The organism is Micromonospora sp. C41 (assembly GCF_018070485.1).
GTDB lineage: Bacteria > Actinomycetota > Actinomycetes > Mycobacteriales > Micromonosporaceae > Micromonospora > Micromonospora chalcea.
The window spans coordinates 23,257-37,888 of record NZ_JAGPXP010000043.1; the positions used below are offsets into that span (position 1 = coordinate 23,257).

Consider the following 14,632-nt stretch of genomic DNA (forward strand, 5'->3'; position numbering starts at 1 on the left):
TCGGTGCTCCGCTGCCCAAGCTATGCCAGATGCGCTCAGCACGTGGAATTCTGAGGGCCAGCCCGGAGCGGGGCTGGCGGACTAGTCTGTCGCCGGGAAGCTGGGGGTGGACGATGACTGACGACCACAAGGCGGTCGTTCCGGTGTGGACGCTCGCTACCGGGGACATCCGGGTGCCCGCACTGGTCGGGGACGAGCCGATGACTGCTGAGCGATTGGCTGAACTGCGCGGTGTGCTGGCGGTTCTGGCAGACAAGCCGATCGCCACGCTTGAGGTACATCCCCTGCCCGGGACGCTCGACCGCAGCCGCGGTATCCCGCTCGATGCCGCAAGTCCCCTTGCGCATCACCTGTCACAGCTCATCTCGCAATCGGCGAGGAGTTCCTCGGTGGCGGGCGCGACGAGCGCCGCCGGTGAGGGCCTGTATCGCATGGTGATTCCGGCCAAGGTCGCCGCCCAGTTCGGACAGGGCCTCGTTTGCCCGATGGCGGCCAAGGGCACGGCTGGCGGTATCCGCAGTGCACTGGTGAACTCGTCGGGCATCGCCGCCCACGCAACATTCGTGCCGGTCGGCAAGGCGGCGGCGACAGGCGCAGTCGGTGGATCCGCTGCGACAGCCGGCGTCGCTGTCGCCGGTAGCGCGGCGCTCACGGTGGCCGCGCCGCTCGTGCTCATGGCCGTGGCCGTGGGGATGAGCGCCAACGCCGACCACAAGCGCCAGCAGGCCATCGAACGCATCACCGAACTGCTGGAACAGCTGCAGGAACAGAAGCTCGACGATGAACGCAACGAACTCGACGGCTGCCGCGACACCATCGACAAAGCCGCCGCGATCCTGCTCGACCAGGGCAAGCTCGGTGTATCACTCGGGCTGGACTCGGCGGTGCACGCCATCAACAAGGCGCTGGCCGCCGCGGACCGCCGCCTCACCCGATGGCAGAGCGCGCTGGACAAGCTGCCTGACGGGAAGGCCGTCGACCTCGGCACGCTGACCAAGTCGTTCCCGGGCGTCGATGAAGACGGCGGCACGTTCCGCGCCCACCTCGAACTCGCCGCCTTGGCCATTGCGCTGAAGCAGCGGGTCATTGTCCTGCAGGCCGTAGAGCATGCCCAGATGGACCCCGACAACCCGTACGAGAGCTTCGCCCGCGCTCTCAAGGCCGATCAGCAGCGCCTCGACAAACTGGAGTCGGGCATCGCGGGTGTCCTCGAACGCCTGTCGGCGCTGGAGCTGACACGCCCCAACAGTCTGCTGCCCGTGCTGACGAACAGCGAGGTCGACCGCCTGATGCGCGCGGCGGATCGCGTACACAGGCTGCGCGACAGCAGCATGGTCAACAACCGCCAGGCAGATGTGGCGATCGAGATCGCCCGCAGCAGGGACGGCTCGGTGGTCGTATTCCCCGCGCTGCCCGCATAGGCGCGGTTGGTCGAGCCGCTCCGCCGCCCGGCCGGCCACGCTTCGGTGGAACGTCATGGGTGCCTCCGGGCCCGTTTGACACCCATGGTGTTCCACCCACGGGCGTCGCCCCGGCGCGCGCCCGACCCGCCGGCGGGCGGCGTACGCGAAAAAGGCCCCGAACGGCGTGGAACGCCTGCTCAGGGCCTTGCTCGTTGGTGCGCCGCCAGGGACTCGAACCCCGAACCCGCGGATTAAGAGTCCGCTGCTCTGCCAGTTGAGCTAGCGGCGCTCGCTGACAACGGGAAGAAGATTAGCACGCCCGCGGAGCCGGGTTCCAATCCGATACCGGGGTCCCCCCTTCGGTCGAGCTTAACCGGCGAAAGCGACTAAAACGGTCAGACTGTTCAGCGCCGGGGCGGGTCAGATGGCGTCGATACGGCACGATGTCCGCCAGGCATGTGAGGACAGGGGTGGGCATGGGCAGGTTCTCGCGGGCCGGGGCGACGGTGGGCGCCCTGGTCCTCACGGCGTCGCTGGCACTGACCGGGTGCGGCGGCGGCGACGAGGGGAAGAAGCCGGCCTTCGAGCCCGGCCAGCAGCAGGTCGGCGGCGTCTCGGCCTCGGCGCCCGCCGACCCGAGCGCCGCCCCGACCGGCGGCGCCCCCGCGGCGGCGCTGACTGTCAGCCCGGCCGACGGCGCGGCGAGCCGGCCGGTCAGCACCGAGATCAGCGCCCGCATCCCGGGCGGCGGCACCGTGTCGAAGGTGGTGCTCGCCACCGCCGACGGCACCGCCGTCGCCGGACGGATGCGACGGGACGGGTCCAGCTGGGTGCCGTCGGCCGCGCTGAAGTACGGCACGAAGTACACCGTCACCGTCACCGGCGCCGGCAAGGACGGCCAGACGTACGAGGGCACCAGCACGTTCACCACGATGGCCAAGCCGAAGTCGATGATCGGCTCCGGGCTCTACCTGTTCAGCGACAAGACGTACGGCGTGGCCATGCCGGTGGTCGCCGAGTTCTCCCCGGGCATCCCGAAGAAGGACCGGGCCGCCGTGCAGAAGCGGATGTTCGTGCAGACGGACCCGCCGCAGCCCGGCGCCTGGCACTGGGTCGACAACGGCACCCAGGCGTACTACCGCGCCCCGGAGTACTGGAAGACCGGCACCACGATCACCGTACGGCTGGCGCTGGCCGGGATCCCGCTGAGCAACGGCCGCTACGGCAACATCGACCGGAGCGCCACCGCGAAGATCGGCCGCGCGTTCGAGATGACCGTCGACAACGCGACGAAGCGGATGACGGTCTCCGAGAACGGCACGGTGATCCGTACGCTGCCGGTGAGCCTGGGCAAGAAGAGCACCCCCTCCTCCAGCGGCACGATGGTGGTGATGGAGAAGAAGGAGTCCACCGTCTTCGACACCCGCAGCGAGCCGGACCCGGCCAACCGGTACGTCACCGAGATCGACTTCGCCCAGCGGATCACCTGGGGCGGCGAGTACATCCACGCCGCGCCCTGGTCCGAGGGCGTGCAGGGGCGCCGGAACGTCTCGCACGGCTGCGTCAACGTGTCGATGGCCGACGGGCGGTGGCTGTTCGGCAAGACGCTCGTCGGTGATCCGATCACGGTGAAGGGCACCGAGCGGCGCCTCGCGCCGGGCAACGGCTGGACTGCCTGGAGCTTGAGTTGGTCGGAGTTCGTCGCCGGCAGCGCGCTGCCGGTGCCGGAGGGCGGGCAGCCCGCCCCGTTCTGACCGGCGTACCGTGGTCGGACACGCCACCTCCGACGAAGCGCCGGGCGGCCGTGGAATCGTTACATCCCGGCGGGGTGTTCCGGTTCACGCCCGGCAACGCGTAAGCGCTCCGGCGCGTCTGACCTGAGACGACGCCGAACGGCATCACTTGTGAGGGAATCATGCGAGCTGGCCAGGACGAACCGATCAGGGGCGGGAGCGCCCCGCGCGTCGGCCGCCGCCGCGCGCTGGCGGCCGGGGTGCTCGCCGCCGCGTTGGCCCTGACCTCCGCCTGCACCGGCGGCGGTGGCGGCAAGCCGTCGAGCTGGCAGGGCGGCGGCGACGGTGGCGAGAAGGCCCCGAAGGCCGCCGCCACGATCAGCGAGCCCGCCGCCGACGCCAAGGACGTGCCCGCCTCCACCGCCATCGTCTTCACCACGACCGAGGCGCAGGAGACGACAGTCGAGGTGAAGGACTCCGCCGGCAAGGCCGTTGACGGCGCGGTCGCCGCGGACGGCAAGAGCTGGCTGCCGGCCGGCGCCCTGGAGTACGGGCAGACGTACACCGCGACCGTGACGGCGACCGGCGACGACGGCAAGCCCGCGACCGCCACCAGCACGTTCACCACCATGGCGAAGCCGGCCAAGCAGGTCCGGGTCACCAGCTTCCTCGGCGACAACCAGGTCGTCGGCGTGGCCATGCCGCTGATCGTGAAGTTCGGCCGGGCCATCCCGGAGGACTACCGCGACGACGTCCAGCGCCGGATGATCGTCACCGCCAAGCCGGCCCAGGAGGGCATCTGGCACTGGGTGAGCCCGACCGAGGTGCGCTACCGGCCCAAGACGTTCTGGAAGCCGAACAGCACCGTCAGCTACAAGGTGCAGGCGGGCGGGCTGCCGCTCGGCGGCGGCTGGTACGGCCGGTCCGACCTCACCGTCGACGTCAAGATCGGCCCGTCGTTCGTGATGACGGTCGACAACCGCACCAAGCGGATGACTGTGACCCGCGACGGCAAGGTGGTCAAGACCATCCCGGTGAGCCTGGGCAAGAAGAGCACCCCCTCGTCCAGCGGCACGATGGTGGTGATGGAGAAGCTCCGGCACACGGTCTTCGACACCATGGAGGAGCTGGGCCCGGAGGAGGGCTACCGCACCGAGATCGACTACGCCCAGCGGCTCACCTGGGGCGGCGAGTTCATCCACGCCGCGCCCTGGTCCGAGGGCGTGCAGGGCCGGTCGAACGTGTCGCACGGCTGCGTCAACGTCTCGATGAAGGAAGGCAACTGGCTGTTCGCCAACACCCGCATCGGTGACCCGATCACGGTGAAGGGCACCGAGCGCAAGCTCCAGAACGGCAACGGCTGGACCGACTGGAACATGAGCTGGGAGGAGTACGTTAAGGGCAGCGCCCTGCCGTACGAGCCGCCGGCCGCCGACACCCCGGACCCCGACACCACGCCGGACGCCGGTACGCCCAGCGTCGAGCCGACCCCCTGACCTCGCGCACACGACGAAGCCCCCTCCGGAAGGAGGGGGCTTCGTCGTGAGGAGACACACAGGCCATGTCTTGTCGGGACCGCGCTCGTTCCCCTCATGGCCGGGCGCGCCATGGACCTTCCGTCAGCCGGTCGTTGAGGTGGTCAGATGAGCAGCGCGGCCTGGCTCGACGAGTCGATGCGTCAACGGCCCGACCGCAGCGGCATCTACGTGCTCGCAGCGGCGGTGATACAGACCGGCGAGGTCGAGAGGTCAGGTTCGACGCTGCCAGGCTGGCTCCGACGCCCCGGGCCCGCGTTCACTACCGGGACGCGACCGACGGCGAACGGCGCAAGATGGTCCAGGCCGTGGCGTCCATGACTGCAGCGGTCCATGTGGTGGTCATGGGAACCGGCATGGACAGCTCCCGGCAGGAACGCGCCCGGCGGCTGTGCATGGAGCAGATGTTGTGGCAACTCGACCGGGCAGGCGTGGAACACGCGAGCATCGAGACCCGCACGGCGTCGCTCAACGCCAAGGACACCGCTGCCATTGCTCAGTTCAAGCGGCGGCGGATCATCTCAGGACGGATCAAGATTGACTTCGTGCGGCCGTACGGACCGCAGAGTGATCCGCTGCTGTGGCTGCCGGACATCGTTGCCGGCGCGGTCAGCAGCGCACACGGCTCAGCTCATGGGCAACAGCTGCTCGCTCCGCTGACGCCCACACTGAGAGTGTCCGAGATCGAGCTGCACTGACTGTGAACATGCGCGGGGCCGAGGTCCCGGTCTGCCCCGGGAGTCCTCGGCCCGACTTCCGACCACATCCGCGGACTGATCGGCTCTATGTACCACCCCAGTGTAGGCGTGCTTCTCCGGGCAGGAAGCACATCGCGTCGATTTCCAGCCGGAGTTCGAACGCCTTCCGCAGGGGAGACGCGCACTGGCGGGGCCACGACTCCCCTGCGGTGCCCCTGAAACGACTCACGCCCCCTCGAAGGAGGGGGCGTGATCAGGCAGTGGAGCAGATCCACTATCGGGGTGACTGATGGGAATTGAACCCACGACAACCGGGACCACAACCCGGTGCTCTGCCAACTGAGCTACAGCCACCATGCTCGCCGCTTGCGGTTGCCCGGGCGGTGCGCGGACTAATAATAGCCACACTCCGGCCGACCCCGTCCACCGGGTTCGGCGCGGGCGTCAGAGCTGGGCGGCGATCGCCTTCGCGGCCTCGACGTCCGGGCCCGGCAGCGGCACGAACACGGTCCGCCGGTAGTACTCCAGCTCGCGGATGCTCTCCCGGATGTCGGCGAGCGCCCGGTGGGCCAGGCCCTTCTGCGGCTGCCCGAAGTACACCCGCGGGTACCAGCGCCGGCACAGCTCCTTGATCGACGACACGTCGATCATCCGGTAGTGCAGGTGGGCGTCGAGCCGGGTCATGTCGCGGGCCAGGAAGCCCCGGTCGGTGGCGATCGAGTTGCCGCACAGCGGCGCGGTACGTGGGTCCTTCACGTAGCTGGTCACGTAGTCGAGCACCATGTCCTCGGCCTCGGCCAGGGTGACCGTGGAGCGGCGTACCTCCTCGGTGAGCCCGGACTTGGCGTGCATGCTGCGCACGATCTCCGGCATGCCGTCGAGCACCTCGTCGTCGGCGTGGATCACCACGTCGACGCCGTCACCGAGCACGTTGAGATCGGGATCGGTGACCAGCGCCGCGACCTCGATCAGCGCGTCCCGCCGCAGGTCCAGCCCGGTCATCTCACAGTCGATCCAGACGAGAAGATCAGCCACCGGAACAGACTACGCGCCGCCGACCCGCCCGCGCCTCGGCACGGTGGCCGACGTGGACCGCTAGGGTTTCCTGCGTGCCAGCCGAACCCGCCGCCCCACCCGCCGTCGCCCGCGGCGACGTGGGCGCGCGTACGGTCCGGCGGGTCGTAGCGGTGCTGGCGCTGGTCGCGATCCTGCCGGCGCTCTACCTGCCCAACCTGCGCCACGACTACTACGACCAGAAGATCTACATGTCGGCGATGGACTGGTGGGCGGCCGGGCATCCGCTCTACGACTACGTCCAGCCGGACCGGGTGCAGGGCGCGCTCTACTTCACCTATCCGCCGTTCGCGGCGCTGCTGCTGCTGCCGTTCGGCTATCTGCGGCTCGGCGTCGCGGTCGCCACGTTCGTGGTGCTGACCGTGGCCGCCGTGGTGGTGACGACCCGCTGGCTGGTGCTGCCGGTGCTGCGGCGGCACGACCTGCCGCGCGGGTTCGGGCTGACGGTCGCCGTGCTGCTGGTGCTGGCGGTGGAGAGCACCCGGGAGACGCTCACGCTCGGGCAGATCAACATGCTGCTGGTGGTGCTGATCCTGGCCGACCTGCTGTTCGCCGTACCGCAGGGGCGACGCTGGGCCGGCGTGGGCGTGGGACTGGCCGCGGCGCTCAAGCTCTTCCCCGGCATCTTCGTCCTCTACCTGCTGGTCGCCCGCAAGTGGCGGGCGGCGGCGGTGGCGGCGGCGACCGCGGCGGCGGCCACGTTGCTGGCGGCGGCGGTCGCGCCCGGTGACTCGTGGCGGTTCTGGACCCACGAGCTGTGGGCCACCGACCGGGTGGGCCGCACCGACTACACCGGCAACCAGTCGCTGTTCGGGCTGCTCAGCCGCCTGTCCGCGTCGGCCGAGGCGGACCGGCTGCTGTGGCTGCTGCTCGCGCTGGCGGTGGCCGCGTTCGGCCTGTGGCGCGCGGCGCGGGCGGCGCGGGCGGGCGACGCGCTGGTGGGGCTCACAGTGACCGGCCTGGTGGGCGGGCTGGTCAGCCCGATCACCTGGATCCACCACCTCTACTGGTTCATCCCCGCCGTGGTGGTGCTCGTCGACGCGGCGCTGGACGCGGATCCGGCGACGCCGGCCGGGGCGCGCCGCCGCGGCGGGCTGTTCGCGCTGGCCGCCGTGGTCGGCCTGCCGATCGTGTACGGCCTGGTGACGTTCCAGGACTGGGGCACCGCCATCGTGCACACGGACGACCCGGTCGACTTCGTCGTGCGCAACGTGTACGTGCTGCTCAGCCTGCTGTTGCTGGTGGTGCTCCCGATCCGCCACCACCGGGACGAACCTCAGATAACACGGACTGAACGGACACACCTCGCAACAAACGGCGATCAGCGCTAATCTGGTCTCAACTACCTCAGATTTCTCCCAGGTAGCACCGATCCCCCGGTGAGGACGGCCCTCCGCGTCGGCAGCGCGGAGGGCCGTTCGGTTCTTCCGGTCAGTCCTGGTCGTCCGGGCACCGGCCGGGCGGCGGGGCGATCGCCGCGCGGGTCCGCCCGTGGGTGCCCGAGCCCACCGCCACCAGATGCCGTTCGGGCCGCGACGCCGGACCCGGCTGCCGGCCCAGCCCACTCAGCGAGGTGACGCCGAGGCGCCCGGCCAGCACCGGCACCTGGTCCGGCTCGACCACGAAGACCACCTCACGCGGCCGCAGCGGCCGCAGGAGCACCACCACGGCGAGGACCACGAGCAGCGTCCCGCCGGTCAGCAGCGCCCACGCCAGCCCGGGGAACCAGCCGGCCCGCAGCTCGCCCCGCATCCGCAGGTCGAGCCCGTCGGCGCCGTCCACGCGCATCACGACCAGGCTCAACGACCGGCCACCCAGCTCGGGCGGACTCCACTCCAGCGAGCCGATGCCCTCGCGTACCCAGAAGGGCTGGGCCAGCGGCACGGCGACGCCGTCGCCGGCGGTGGCCGGGTCGAGATCGACCGGAAGCGGGCCCCGGGTGACGGCGACGCGGCGCACGGTGCTGTGCGGGACGTCGGCCAGCCACCGCCGCACCTCGTCGGCCGGGGCGAGGCCGAGGAAGACCGGGCCGTGGTCGTCCCGCGCGGTGAGGTGCAGCCGGGCCTGCCCGGTGCGCGCCACCGGCAGGTCGGTGCGCAGCAGCGCGTCCACGTCGGTCACCAGCACCACGCGGGCGGGCGTGCGGACCGGCTCGAACCGGGCGCCGAAACCGCCGTCCGGGTCGGCGTGCCCGGCCGCGAGCCAGAGGCCGGCGCCGGCCAGCAGGGCCGGAACCCCCAGCGCCAGCAGCACCATGCCGGCGATCGTGCGTGCGAAACGCATTCGCGTCGTCCCTCTCGGTAGCCAACTACCCGCCAGACCTTACCGACGCGGGTCGGCCGATCGCCGGATATCGGCGGCACCCGGCCGGGACGGCGACCGGCCCGGCGGATCGTTCCGCCGGGCCGGTGCGTCGCTCGCGTTCAGGCCTTCGCCGCGGGCTCCCGCCGGGTACGCGCGAACGCCAGACCGCCGAGGACCAGGCCGGCCAGTCCGGCGACCAGACCGGCCACCCCGAGGGCGGTCGCCGCGCCGGAGCCGGCGTCGTCGTCATCGTCGTCGGCCGCCGCGGCGGCCGACGCGCTCGCGCCCGGCGAGGCGGGCGCGTTCTCGGCGGCGGCCAGCTTGAGCACCGGCGCCGGGTTCTCCGGCTCCTCCGCGCCCGGCGTCGGCTCCTCGATCCATCGGGAGACGTTACCGTCGGAGTACGTCTGGAGCACCTTGAACACCATCGTGTCGACCTGCGGCAGCGGGCCCATCGACACCGGGAACTCCTGGAACTCGCCCGGCTTCACGCCGCCGTTCGGCGCCGCGGTGAAGGTGAGCTTCGACACCGCCTCGGTGAGCTGGCTGCCGTGCACCTCGATCGGCGGGTCGACCTTGCGCTTCTCCACCGCCACCGTCCAGCCCGGCACCGGCATCGTGGACACCGAACCGACGGGTGCGTTCTCCGGCAGGTTCACCTCGACCTTGACCGTCGACGCCGTGTCGCTCTCGTTCGGCACCCGGAAGGCGAACCGGCCGTAGCCGCCCTGCTTGCCCTCGGCCGGGTTGATCGTGACGTGCGCCGAGGCCGGGCCGGCCAGGCCGAGCACGGTCGTGGCGACGGCGGTCAGGGTCAGCGCGGCGACGGTCGCGGAGCGCCGGAGACGGATCATCAGTGGGACCTTCCCGTTACTTGATCGGCACGGTGGCGGTCACCGTGGCCTGGTCGATGTCGGACGTGCGGACGGTGATGCGCAACTGCCAGTCACCACGGGCCGGCAGGTTGACCTCCCCGGTGGCGTGGTTGTCGCTCAACGGCAGCAGCGGGACCGTGATCGGCTCGATCCCGGCCGACGGCAGGGCGGCGGTGACCTTCCACTCCTGCACCGGCTGCGGCCGGTTGTCCGGGGTGTAGGCGTACAGGTGCATCGAGTTGTTGCCGGTCTCGGCCGGGTCCAGCTCGACCTGCAACGAGTAGATCGGGCTGCTCAGCGTGGTGGAGAAGTAGCCGGGCGAGGCGCCCGGCGCGTCCGCGACGGCGGTCCGCGCCGGTGTGGTCTGCACGAGCGTCGCCGACACGCCCAGCACCACCGCCGTGATCACCAGCTCGGCCACCACCGCCCGCCGCATCGAGCCCGGCCGTCCGGCGGCGACGCGCCGCCGCACCAGCGCCCGGGAGTACGCGGCCACGCCGATCACCAGCGCGAACAGCGCGATCTTGGCGAGCAGCAGCTGCCCGTACGTGGTGTCGATCAGGGCTTGGAGGCTGGCCACCTCGATCAGCCCCTGCACGGTGCCGGCCAGCAGCAGCGCGGCCACCGCGAGCGCCGCCCAGCGGGACCAGATCGGCAGGATCGCGTCCAGCTCGCGCTCGTCGGCCCGGCGCAGCAGGAACACCGCGAGCATCACCAGGCCGCCGAGCCAGACCGCCATGGCGCCCAGGTGCACCGCGTCCACCACCACCGACACGGCCGGGGCCGGCGAGGCCGCCGCGTGCCCGGCGAGCGGCCAGGTGAACAGCGCGGCGCCGCCGAGAACGGCGAGGATGATCCCGTCGGTGCGGCCGACCGGGCCGGCGAACAGCGGCCGGAGCAGGAACGCCGCCGCGGCGAGCAGGCCCAGCCGGACCAGGTGGGTCGTGCCGTACGCGCTGCCGAGCACGTCGCCGAGCCCGGAGCCGGTCACGTCGAACAGGCCGCCGCCGTTGACGTAGGGCACCTGGAGCCAGATCTCGGCCAGCGTCGCCACCGCCAGCACGCCCAGCCCGGTCCAGGCCAGCCGGGCCGGGCCGCGGCGGGACAGCCGGCGCGGCCAGAGCGCGGCCAGCACCAGCGCCGGGCCGACGAGCAGCAGCAACCCGGCGTAGCCGGCGTACTTCGCCACCTTCACCGCGGTCTCGGTCACCGGGTTCGCCCGGTTGTCGGTGCCGCTGTCCGTCGGCGGCTCGGACGGCGCGCCGACGGAGTAGGTGAAGGCGCCGGAGACCGGGTGACTGTCCGCCGAGATGACCCGGTAACTCACCAGATAGGTGCCGCGCCCCGCGCCGGGGTCCACCGGGATGGTGACCTCGGCGCCCTGGAACGTCGGCTCGCCCCGGTCGGCCCGCGAGCCGTCGGGGGCGATCACGCGGACCTTCCCGGGCACCTTGCGGACGCTCTCGCTGAAGGTGATCACCACCTGCGCGGGCGCGTCGGGCACCACGGCGGAGGCGGCCGGGCTGCTGCTCACCAGCACCGCGTGGGCGCTGGCCGGGGTGGCCGGGACGAGCAGCAGGGCGACCAGCAGGAGCAGCAGCCCGGCGACGGCCCCGGATCGGGCGGCGACGGCCCGGGACGGGCGGCGTACGGCAGCAGTCATGACCGCCATGGTTCCCGAACCGGAGCCGATCCGGCGAGCCGGTCCCGGGCGGGCGTGACCGAGCGCCCACCCGGCGCGGCGGCGCGCGCCACGCCGGGCCTGCTCGGAGGTCATGGGAGGGTAGTCGGACGGCGGCGGGAAAAAGTTCCCGGCGTGTGCGGGACCACGGAATGGGCCGAAGGACCCTGTCCCCTCCAGGTACGCCGCGTAACCTCGGGTGACGTGATCCCCGGCTCGCGTGACACCGCCGACGACCGCCCCGAGGCGGCCGCCGAGGCTGTCCGGGACACGGCCACCGGCTGGGCGCTCGCCGCCCGCGACGGGGACCGCGACGCGCAGGCCGCCCTCGTCCGGGCCACCCAGGCCGAGGTGTGGCGCTTCGCCGCCGCGCTCGTCGACCCGGACAGCGCGGACGACCTGACCCAGGAGACGTACCTGCGGGCGTTCCGGGCGCTGCCCGGCTTCGAGGGGCGCTCCAGCGTGCGTACCTGGTTGCTCGGCATCGCCCGCCGGGCCTGCGCCGACCACCTGCGCACGGTGGTACGCCGCCGGCGGCTCGACGCGCGGCTCGCCGCCCAGGCCGCCACCGACCGCCCCTACCCGGACCCGGCCGGTCAGCTCGGCGCCACCGACCTGGTCCGCCGGCTACCGGCCGAGCGGCGCTCCGCGTTCGTGCTCACCCAGTTGCTCGGCCTGTCCTACGCCGAGGCCGCCGACGTGGAGGGGGTGCCGGTGGGCACCATCCGCTCCCGGGTGGCCCGCGCCCGGGACGAACTGGTCGGCGCCGTCGGCGACACGATGACCGGATAGCGGGAACCTTTCGTGACGCTCGGACGACGAATGACTGTGACCCCCTCCCCTTCCCCGGCCGGCCGCTGGCAGACCCTGCGCCCCTGGCTCGGCGTCGCCGCCCGCCTCGGACTGGCCGCCGTCTGGCTGATCGCCGGCGGCACCAAGGTCGGCGATCTCGCCGCCTCCGGCCGGGCCGTCAACGCCTACCAGGTGATGCCGTACGAGCTGGCCACCGTGATCGGCGCGGCGCTGCCCTTCGTCGAGCTGGCCCTGGGTCTGCTGCTTCTCGCCGGGCTGGCCACCCGGGTCAGCGCCGGGATCTCGGCGGTGCTGCTCGTGGTCTTCATCGCCGGCATCGCCTCGGCCTGGGCGCGCGGCCTGGCCATCGACTGCGGGTGCTTCGGCAGCGGCGGCCAGCTCGCCGCCGGCGAGACACCCAGTTACCTCCCGGAGATCCTCCGGGACCTGGGGTTCCTGGCGCTTGCCGGGTTCCTGCTGATCTGGCCCCGCACGCCGTTCTCGGTGGACGGCTGGCTGGCCGGCGACGACACCGTGGAGGACACCGATGAGTAGCCGCAAGGGCCGCAGGGACGCGGCGCGGGTGGTACGCGAGCAGATCGCCCGGGAGAAGCGCCGCAAGCGCACGCTCTGGACCACGATCGCCGCCGTACTGGTGCTGGTCATCGCCGGTGGCATCGGCTGGGCCGTCTACTCCAGCCAGAAGTCGGACGACTTCACCGCGCCGCCCGGCGCGAACGACGCCGGCACCGGCATCGTCCAGGGCACCGGGCCGGTCACCATCGACCTGTACGAGGACTACCTCTGCCCGGCCTGCAAGCAGTTCCAGCAGATCAACGGCGAGACGCTCAACCAGCTCGTCACCGAGGGCAAGGCCAAGCTGGTGTTCCACCCGGTCGCCTTCCTCAACCGCTTCTCCACCACCGAGTACTCCACCCGCTCCTCGGCCGCCTCCGGCTGCGCGGCGCAGGGCGGCAAGTTCCGCGAGTTCACCGACCAGCTCTTCGCCAAGCAGCCGCCGGAGGGCGGCGCCGGGCTCAGCAACGACGAGCTGGTCGACATCGGCGCGGGCGTCGGGCTGAACCGGGACGAGTTCGCGTCCTGCGTCTCCGACGGCACGTACCGGTCGTGGACCGAGCACGTCACCGACGAGGCGAGCAAGGCCGGCGTGACCGGGACCCCGACCATCAAGATCAACGGAAGTGAGCTGCGGGACCGCAGCCCCGAGGGGATCAGGGCAGCGGTGGAGGCGGCCGGGAAGTGATCCCCGCACCCCTGCGCCGGGCCGCGCTGGTGTTCACCGGCGCGGCCGTCGCCCTGCTCACGTTCGCCGCGCCGGCCGCCGCGCACGGCGCGGACGCGCCCGACGGCACCGACTACCGCGCCACGATCACCGGCGTCGACCCGGACCGCCCCGGGCTCACCGCCCGCATGGTGGAGGCCGGCGCACGGCTGGAGCTGACGAACGACACCGGCCCCGACGTCACGGTGATGGGCTACTCCGGCGAGCCGTACCTGCGCGTCGGCCCGGGCGGCGTGTACGAGAACGTCCACTCCCCCGCCACGTACCTGAACCGGACGCTGGCCGGCGAGACCCGGCTGCCCGCCGAGGCGAACCCGGCCGCCGCGCCGGACTGGCGGCGGATCGACGACGGGCCCACCGCCCGCTGGCACGACCAGCGCACGCTGTGGCGGGAGGACGCGCCGCCGGCCGCCGTCGCCGCCGACCCGGACCGGGAACACCGGGTACGCGACTGGGCGGTGCCGCTGCGCGCCGGTGACACCACCGGAGCCGTACGCGGCACACTGGACTGGGTGCCGCCGCCCGACCCGTACCCCTGGTGGGTGGCCGCCACGCTCGGCTTCCTGGTGATCGGCGCGGCCGGGCTCGCGCCGGGCGGCACGACCGCCGGGGTACGCGCGCTGCGCGGAGTGGGCGCACTGCTCGCCCTGGGCGGCGCGGCGACAGTGGCGCTCACCGTCGCCCGGGCGTTCGACACCGGCACCCCGGGCCTCGGCGGAATGCTCGCCGAACTGTTCACCGGGCAGGTGTGGACGCTGCTCACCGGCCTCGGCGCGCTCGCCGCGGGCGGGTACGCGCTGGCCCGCCGCCCGGCCGCCGACTTCGTGCTGGCGCTGGCCGGCGCATGCCTGACGGTGTTCGCCGGGGTGACGAACCTCGCCGCGCTGTCCCGCGCGATCCCCCCGGCCGCCGGCCCGCCCACCCTGGTGCGGGTGCTGGTGGTGGTCGGCCTGGCGACGGGAGCCGGCGCGGTCGCGGCGGGCCTGTTGCGCCTGCGCACCGCAGCAAGAGCAGCCCGCCCCACCCCCCACCCAACCCCCACGCCCTGACCATCTGCGAGCGCCGGGCAGCCCGAGTGGAACACCACGGGTGTCAAACCGCCCTCGACACACCCATCACGTTCCACTCCCGCCGCACTCGCCCCCGGGCGGCGCGATCTTGCAGTTGCCGCCCCGGGCGTGCGGCTTTTGCCCGGAATGCCCGGGCGGAAAGTGCAAGATCGCGGCGGAGGGGG

At 72.3% G+C, this 14,632-nt stretch carries 13 protein-coding genes and 2 tRNA genes; 9 read left to right on the forward strand and 6 right to left on the reverse strand.

Annotation, left to right across the window (positions count from 1 at the left end; genetic code table 11):
- The first annotated feature begins 113 nt into the window (after positions 1-113).
- Positions 114-1,421, forward strand: coding sequence for a hypothetical protein (locus KBX43_RS28940; RefSeq protein ID WP_174535333.1), 1,308 nt, complete (start codon positions 114-116; stop codon positions 1,419-1,421).
- A gap of 195 nt (positions 1,422-1,616) precedes the next feature.
- On the opposite strand, the gene KBX43_RS28945 is transcribed toward KBX43_RS28940, so the two are convergent.
- Positions 1,617-1,692: transfer RNA gene (locus KBX43_RS28945), tRNA-Lys, on the reverse strand.
- A 187-nt stretch (positions 1,693-1,879) separates the two neighbouring features.
- Between KBX43_RS28945 and KBX43_RS28950 the strand changes: the two genes are divergently transcribed.
- From KBX43_RS28950 to KBX43_RS28960, 3 genes are all read left to right on the forward strand, one after another.
- Positions 1,880-3,157 carry an Ig-like domain-containing protein gene (locus KBX43_RS28950; RefSeq protein ID WP_069087503.1) on the forward strand — a complete coding sequence of 426 codons (1,278 nt, stop codon included), beginning with the start codon at positions 1,880-1,882 and terminating at the stop codon, positions 3,155-3,157.
- Between the two features lie 161 nt (positions 3,158-3,318).
- Complete coding sequence (locus tag KBX43_RS28955; protein ID WP_113971879.1) at positions 3,319-4,632, forward strand: Ig-like domain-containing protein; 1,314 nt, start codon at positions 3,319-3,321, stop codon at positions 4,630-4,632.
- A gap of 356 nt (positions 4,633-4,988) precedes the next feature.
- Positions 4,989-5,369: a hypothetical protein gene (locus KBX43_RS28960; RefSeq protein WP_210888316.1), complete on the forward strand. Its 381-nt coding sequence runs from the start codon at positions 4,989-4,991 to the stop codon at positions 5,367-5,369.
- A gap of 281 nt (positions 5,370-5,650) precedes the next feature.
- On the opposite strand, the gene KBX43_RS28965 is transcribed toward KBX43_RS28960, so the two are convergent.
- Positions 5,651-5,723: transfer RNA gene (locus KBX43_RS28965), tRNA-His, on the reverse strand.
- 90 nt (positions 5,724-5,813) lie between these two features.
- Entirely contained in the window at positions 5,814-6,404 is a 591-nt protein-coding gene (gene orn / locus KBX43_RS28970) for an oligoribonuclease (RefSeq protein ID WP_082931010.1), read from the reverse strand.
- Positions 6,405-6,478: 74 nt separating this feature from the next.
- Between orn and KBX43_RS28975 the strand changes: the two genes are divergently transcribed.
- Complete coding sequence (locus tag KBX43_RS28975; protein WP_113971881.1) at positions 6,479-7,774, forward strand: glycosyltransferase 87 family protein; 1,296 nt, start codon at positions 6,479-6,481, stop codon at positions 7,772-7,774.
- A 100-nt stretch (positions 7,775-7,874) separates the two neighbouring features.
- Here the strand turns inward: KBX43_RS28975 and KBX43_RS32285 are convergent, their stop codons facing one another.
- From KBX43_RS32285 to KBX43_RS28990, 3 genes are all read right to left on the reverse strand, one after another.
- Positions 7,875-8,726: a hypothetical protein gene (locus KBX43_RS32285; protein ID WP_210888318.1), complete on the reverse strand. Its 852-nt coding sequence runs from the start codon at positions 8,724-8,726 to the stop codon at positions 7,875-7,877.
- A 140-nt stretch (positions 8,727-8,866) separates the two neighbouring features.
- Entirely contained in the window at positions 8,867-9,601 is a 735-nt protein-coding gene (locus KBX43_RS28985) for a YcnI family protein (RefSeq protein ID WP_210888319.1), read from the reverse strand.
- A 16-nt stretch (positions 9,602-9,617) separates the two neighbouring features.
- Positions 9,618-11,285 carry a copper resistance CopC/CopD family protein gene (locus KBX43_RS28990; RefSeq protein WP_043330589.1) on the reverse strand — a complete coding sequence of 556 codons (1,668 nt, stop codon included), beginning with the start codon at positions 11,283-11,285 and terminating at the stop codon, positions 9,618-9,620.
- A 222-nt stretch (positions 11,286-11,507) separates the two neighbouring features.
- On the opposite strand from KBX43_RS28990, the gene KBX43_RS28995 reads away from it, so the two are divergent.
- From KBX43_RS28995 to KBX43_RS29010, 4 genes are read left to right on the forward strand one after another with little or no spacing between them, the layout of a single operon-like run.
- The gene (locus KBX43_RS28995) at positions 11,508-12,095 is read left to right on the forward strand and encodes a sigma-70 family RNA polymerase sigma factor (protein WP_064446940.1); all 588 of its coding nucleotides are present in this window, start codon (positions 11,508-11,510) and stop codon (positions 12,093-12,095) included.
- Between the two features lie 30 nt (positions 12,096-12,125).
- Complete coding sequence (locus KBX43_RS29000; RefSeq protein WP_043326143.1) at positions 12,126-12,650, forward strand: MauE/DoxX family redox-associated membrane protein; 525 nt, start codon at positions 12,126-12,128, stop codon at positions 12,648-12,650.
- Entirely contained in the window at positions 12,643-13,359 is a 717-nt protein-coding gene (locus tag KBX43_RS29005; RefSeq protein WP_043326145.1) for a thioredoxin domain-containing protein, read from the forward strand. Before KBX43_RS29000 ends, KBX43_RS29005 begins: the two co-directional genes overlap by 8 nt.
- The gene (locus KBX43_RS29010; RefSeq protein WP_307851622.1) at positions 13,356-14,447 is read left to right on the forward strand and encodes a hypothetical protein; all 1,092 of its coding nucleotides are present in this window, start codon (positions 13,356-13,358) and stop codon (positions 14,445-14,447) included. Before KBX43_RS29005 ends, KBX43_RS29010 begins: the two co-directional genes overlap by 4 nt.
- Positions 14,448-14,632: the final 185 nt, after the last annotated feature.

Coding starts and splice junctions, on each gene's coding strand:
- KBX43_RS28990 (WP_043330589.1), bottom strand. CDS start 11,285: ATGACTGCTGCCGTACGCCGCCCGTCCCGGGCCGTCGCCGCCCGATCC.
- KBX43_RS28985 (WP_210888319.1), bottom strand. CDS start 9,601: ATGATCCGTCTCCGGCGCTCCGCGACCGTCGCCGCGCTGACCCTGACC.
- KBX43_RS28940 (WP_174535333.1), top strand. CDS start 114: ATGACTGACGACCACAAGGCGGTCGTTCCGGTGTGGACGCTCGCTACC.
- KBX43_RS28950 (WP_069087503.1), top strand. CDS start 1,880: ATGGGCAGGTTCTCGCGGGCCGGGGCGACGGTGGGCGCCCTGGTCCTC.
- KBX43_RS29005 (WP_043326145.1), top strand. CDS start 12,643: ATGAGTAGCCGCAAGGGCCGCAGGGACGCGGCGCGGGTGGTACGCGAG.
- KBX43_RS32285 (WP_210888318.1), bottom strand. CDS start 8,726: ATGCGTTTCGCACGCACGATCGCCGGCATGGTGCTGCTGGCGCTGGGG.
- KBX43_RS28960 (WP_210888316.1), top strand. CDS start 4,989: ATGACTGCAGCGGTCCATGTGGTGGTCATGGGAACCGGCATGGACAGC.
- KBX43_RS29000 (WP_043326143.1), top strand. CDS start 12,126: ATGACTGTGACCCCCTCCCCTTCCCCGGCCGGCCGCTGGCAGACCCTG.
- KBX43_RS28955 (WP_113971879.1), top strand. CDS start 3,319: ATGCGAGCTGGCCAGGACGAACCGATCAGGGGCGGGAGCGCCCCGCGC.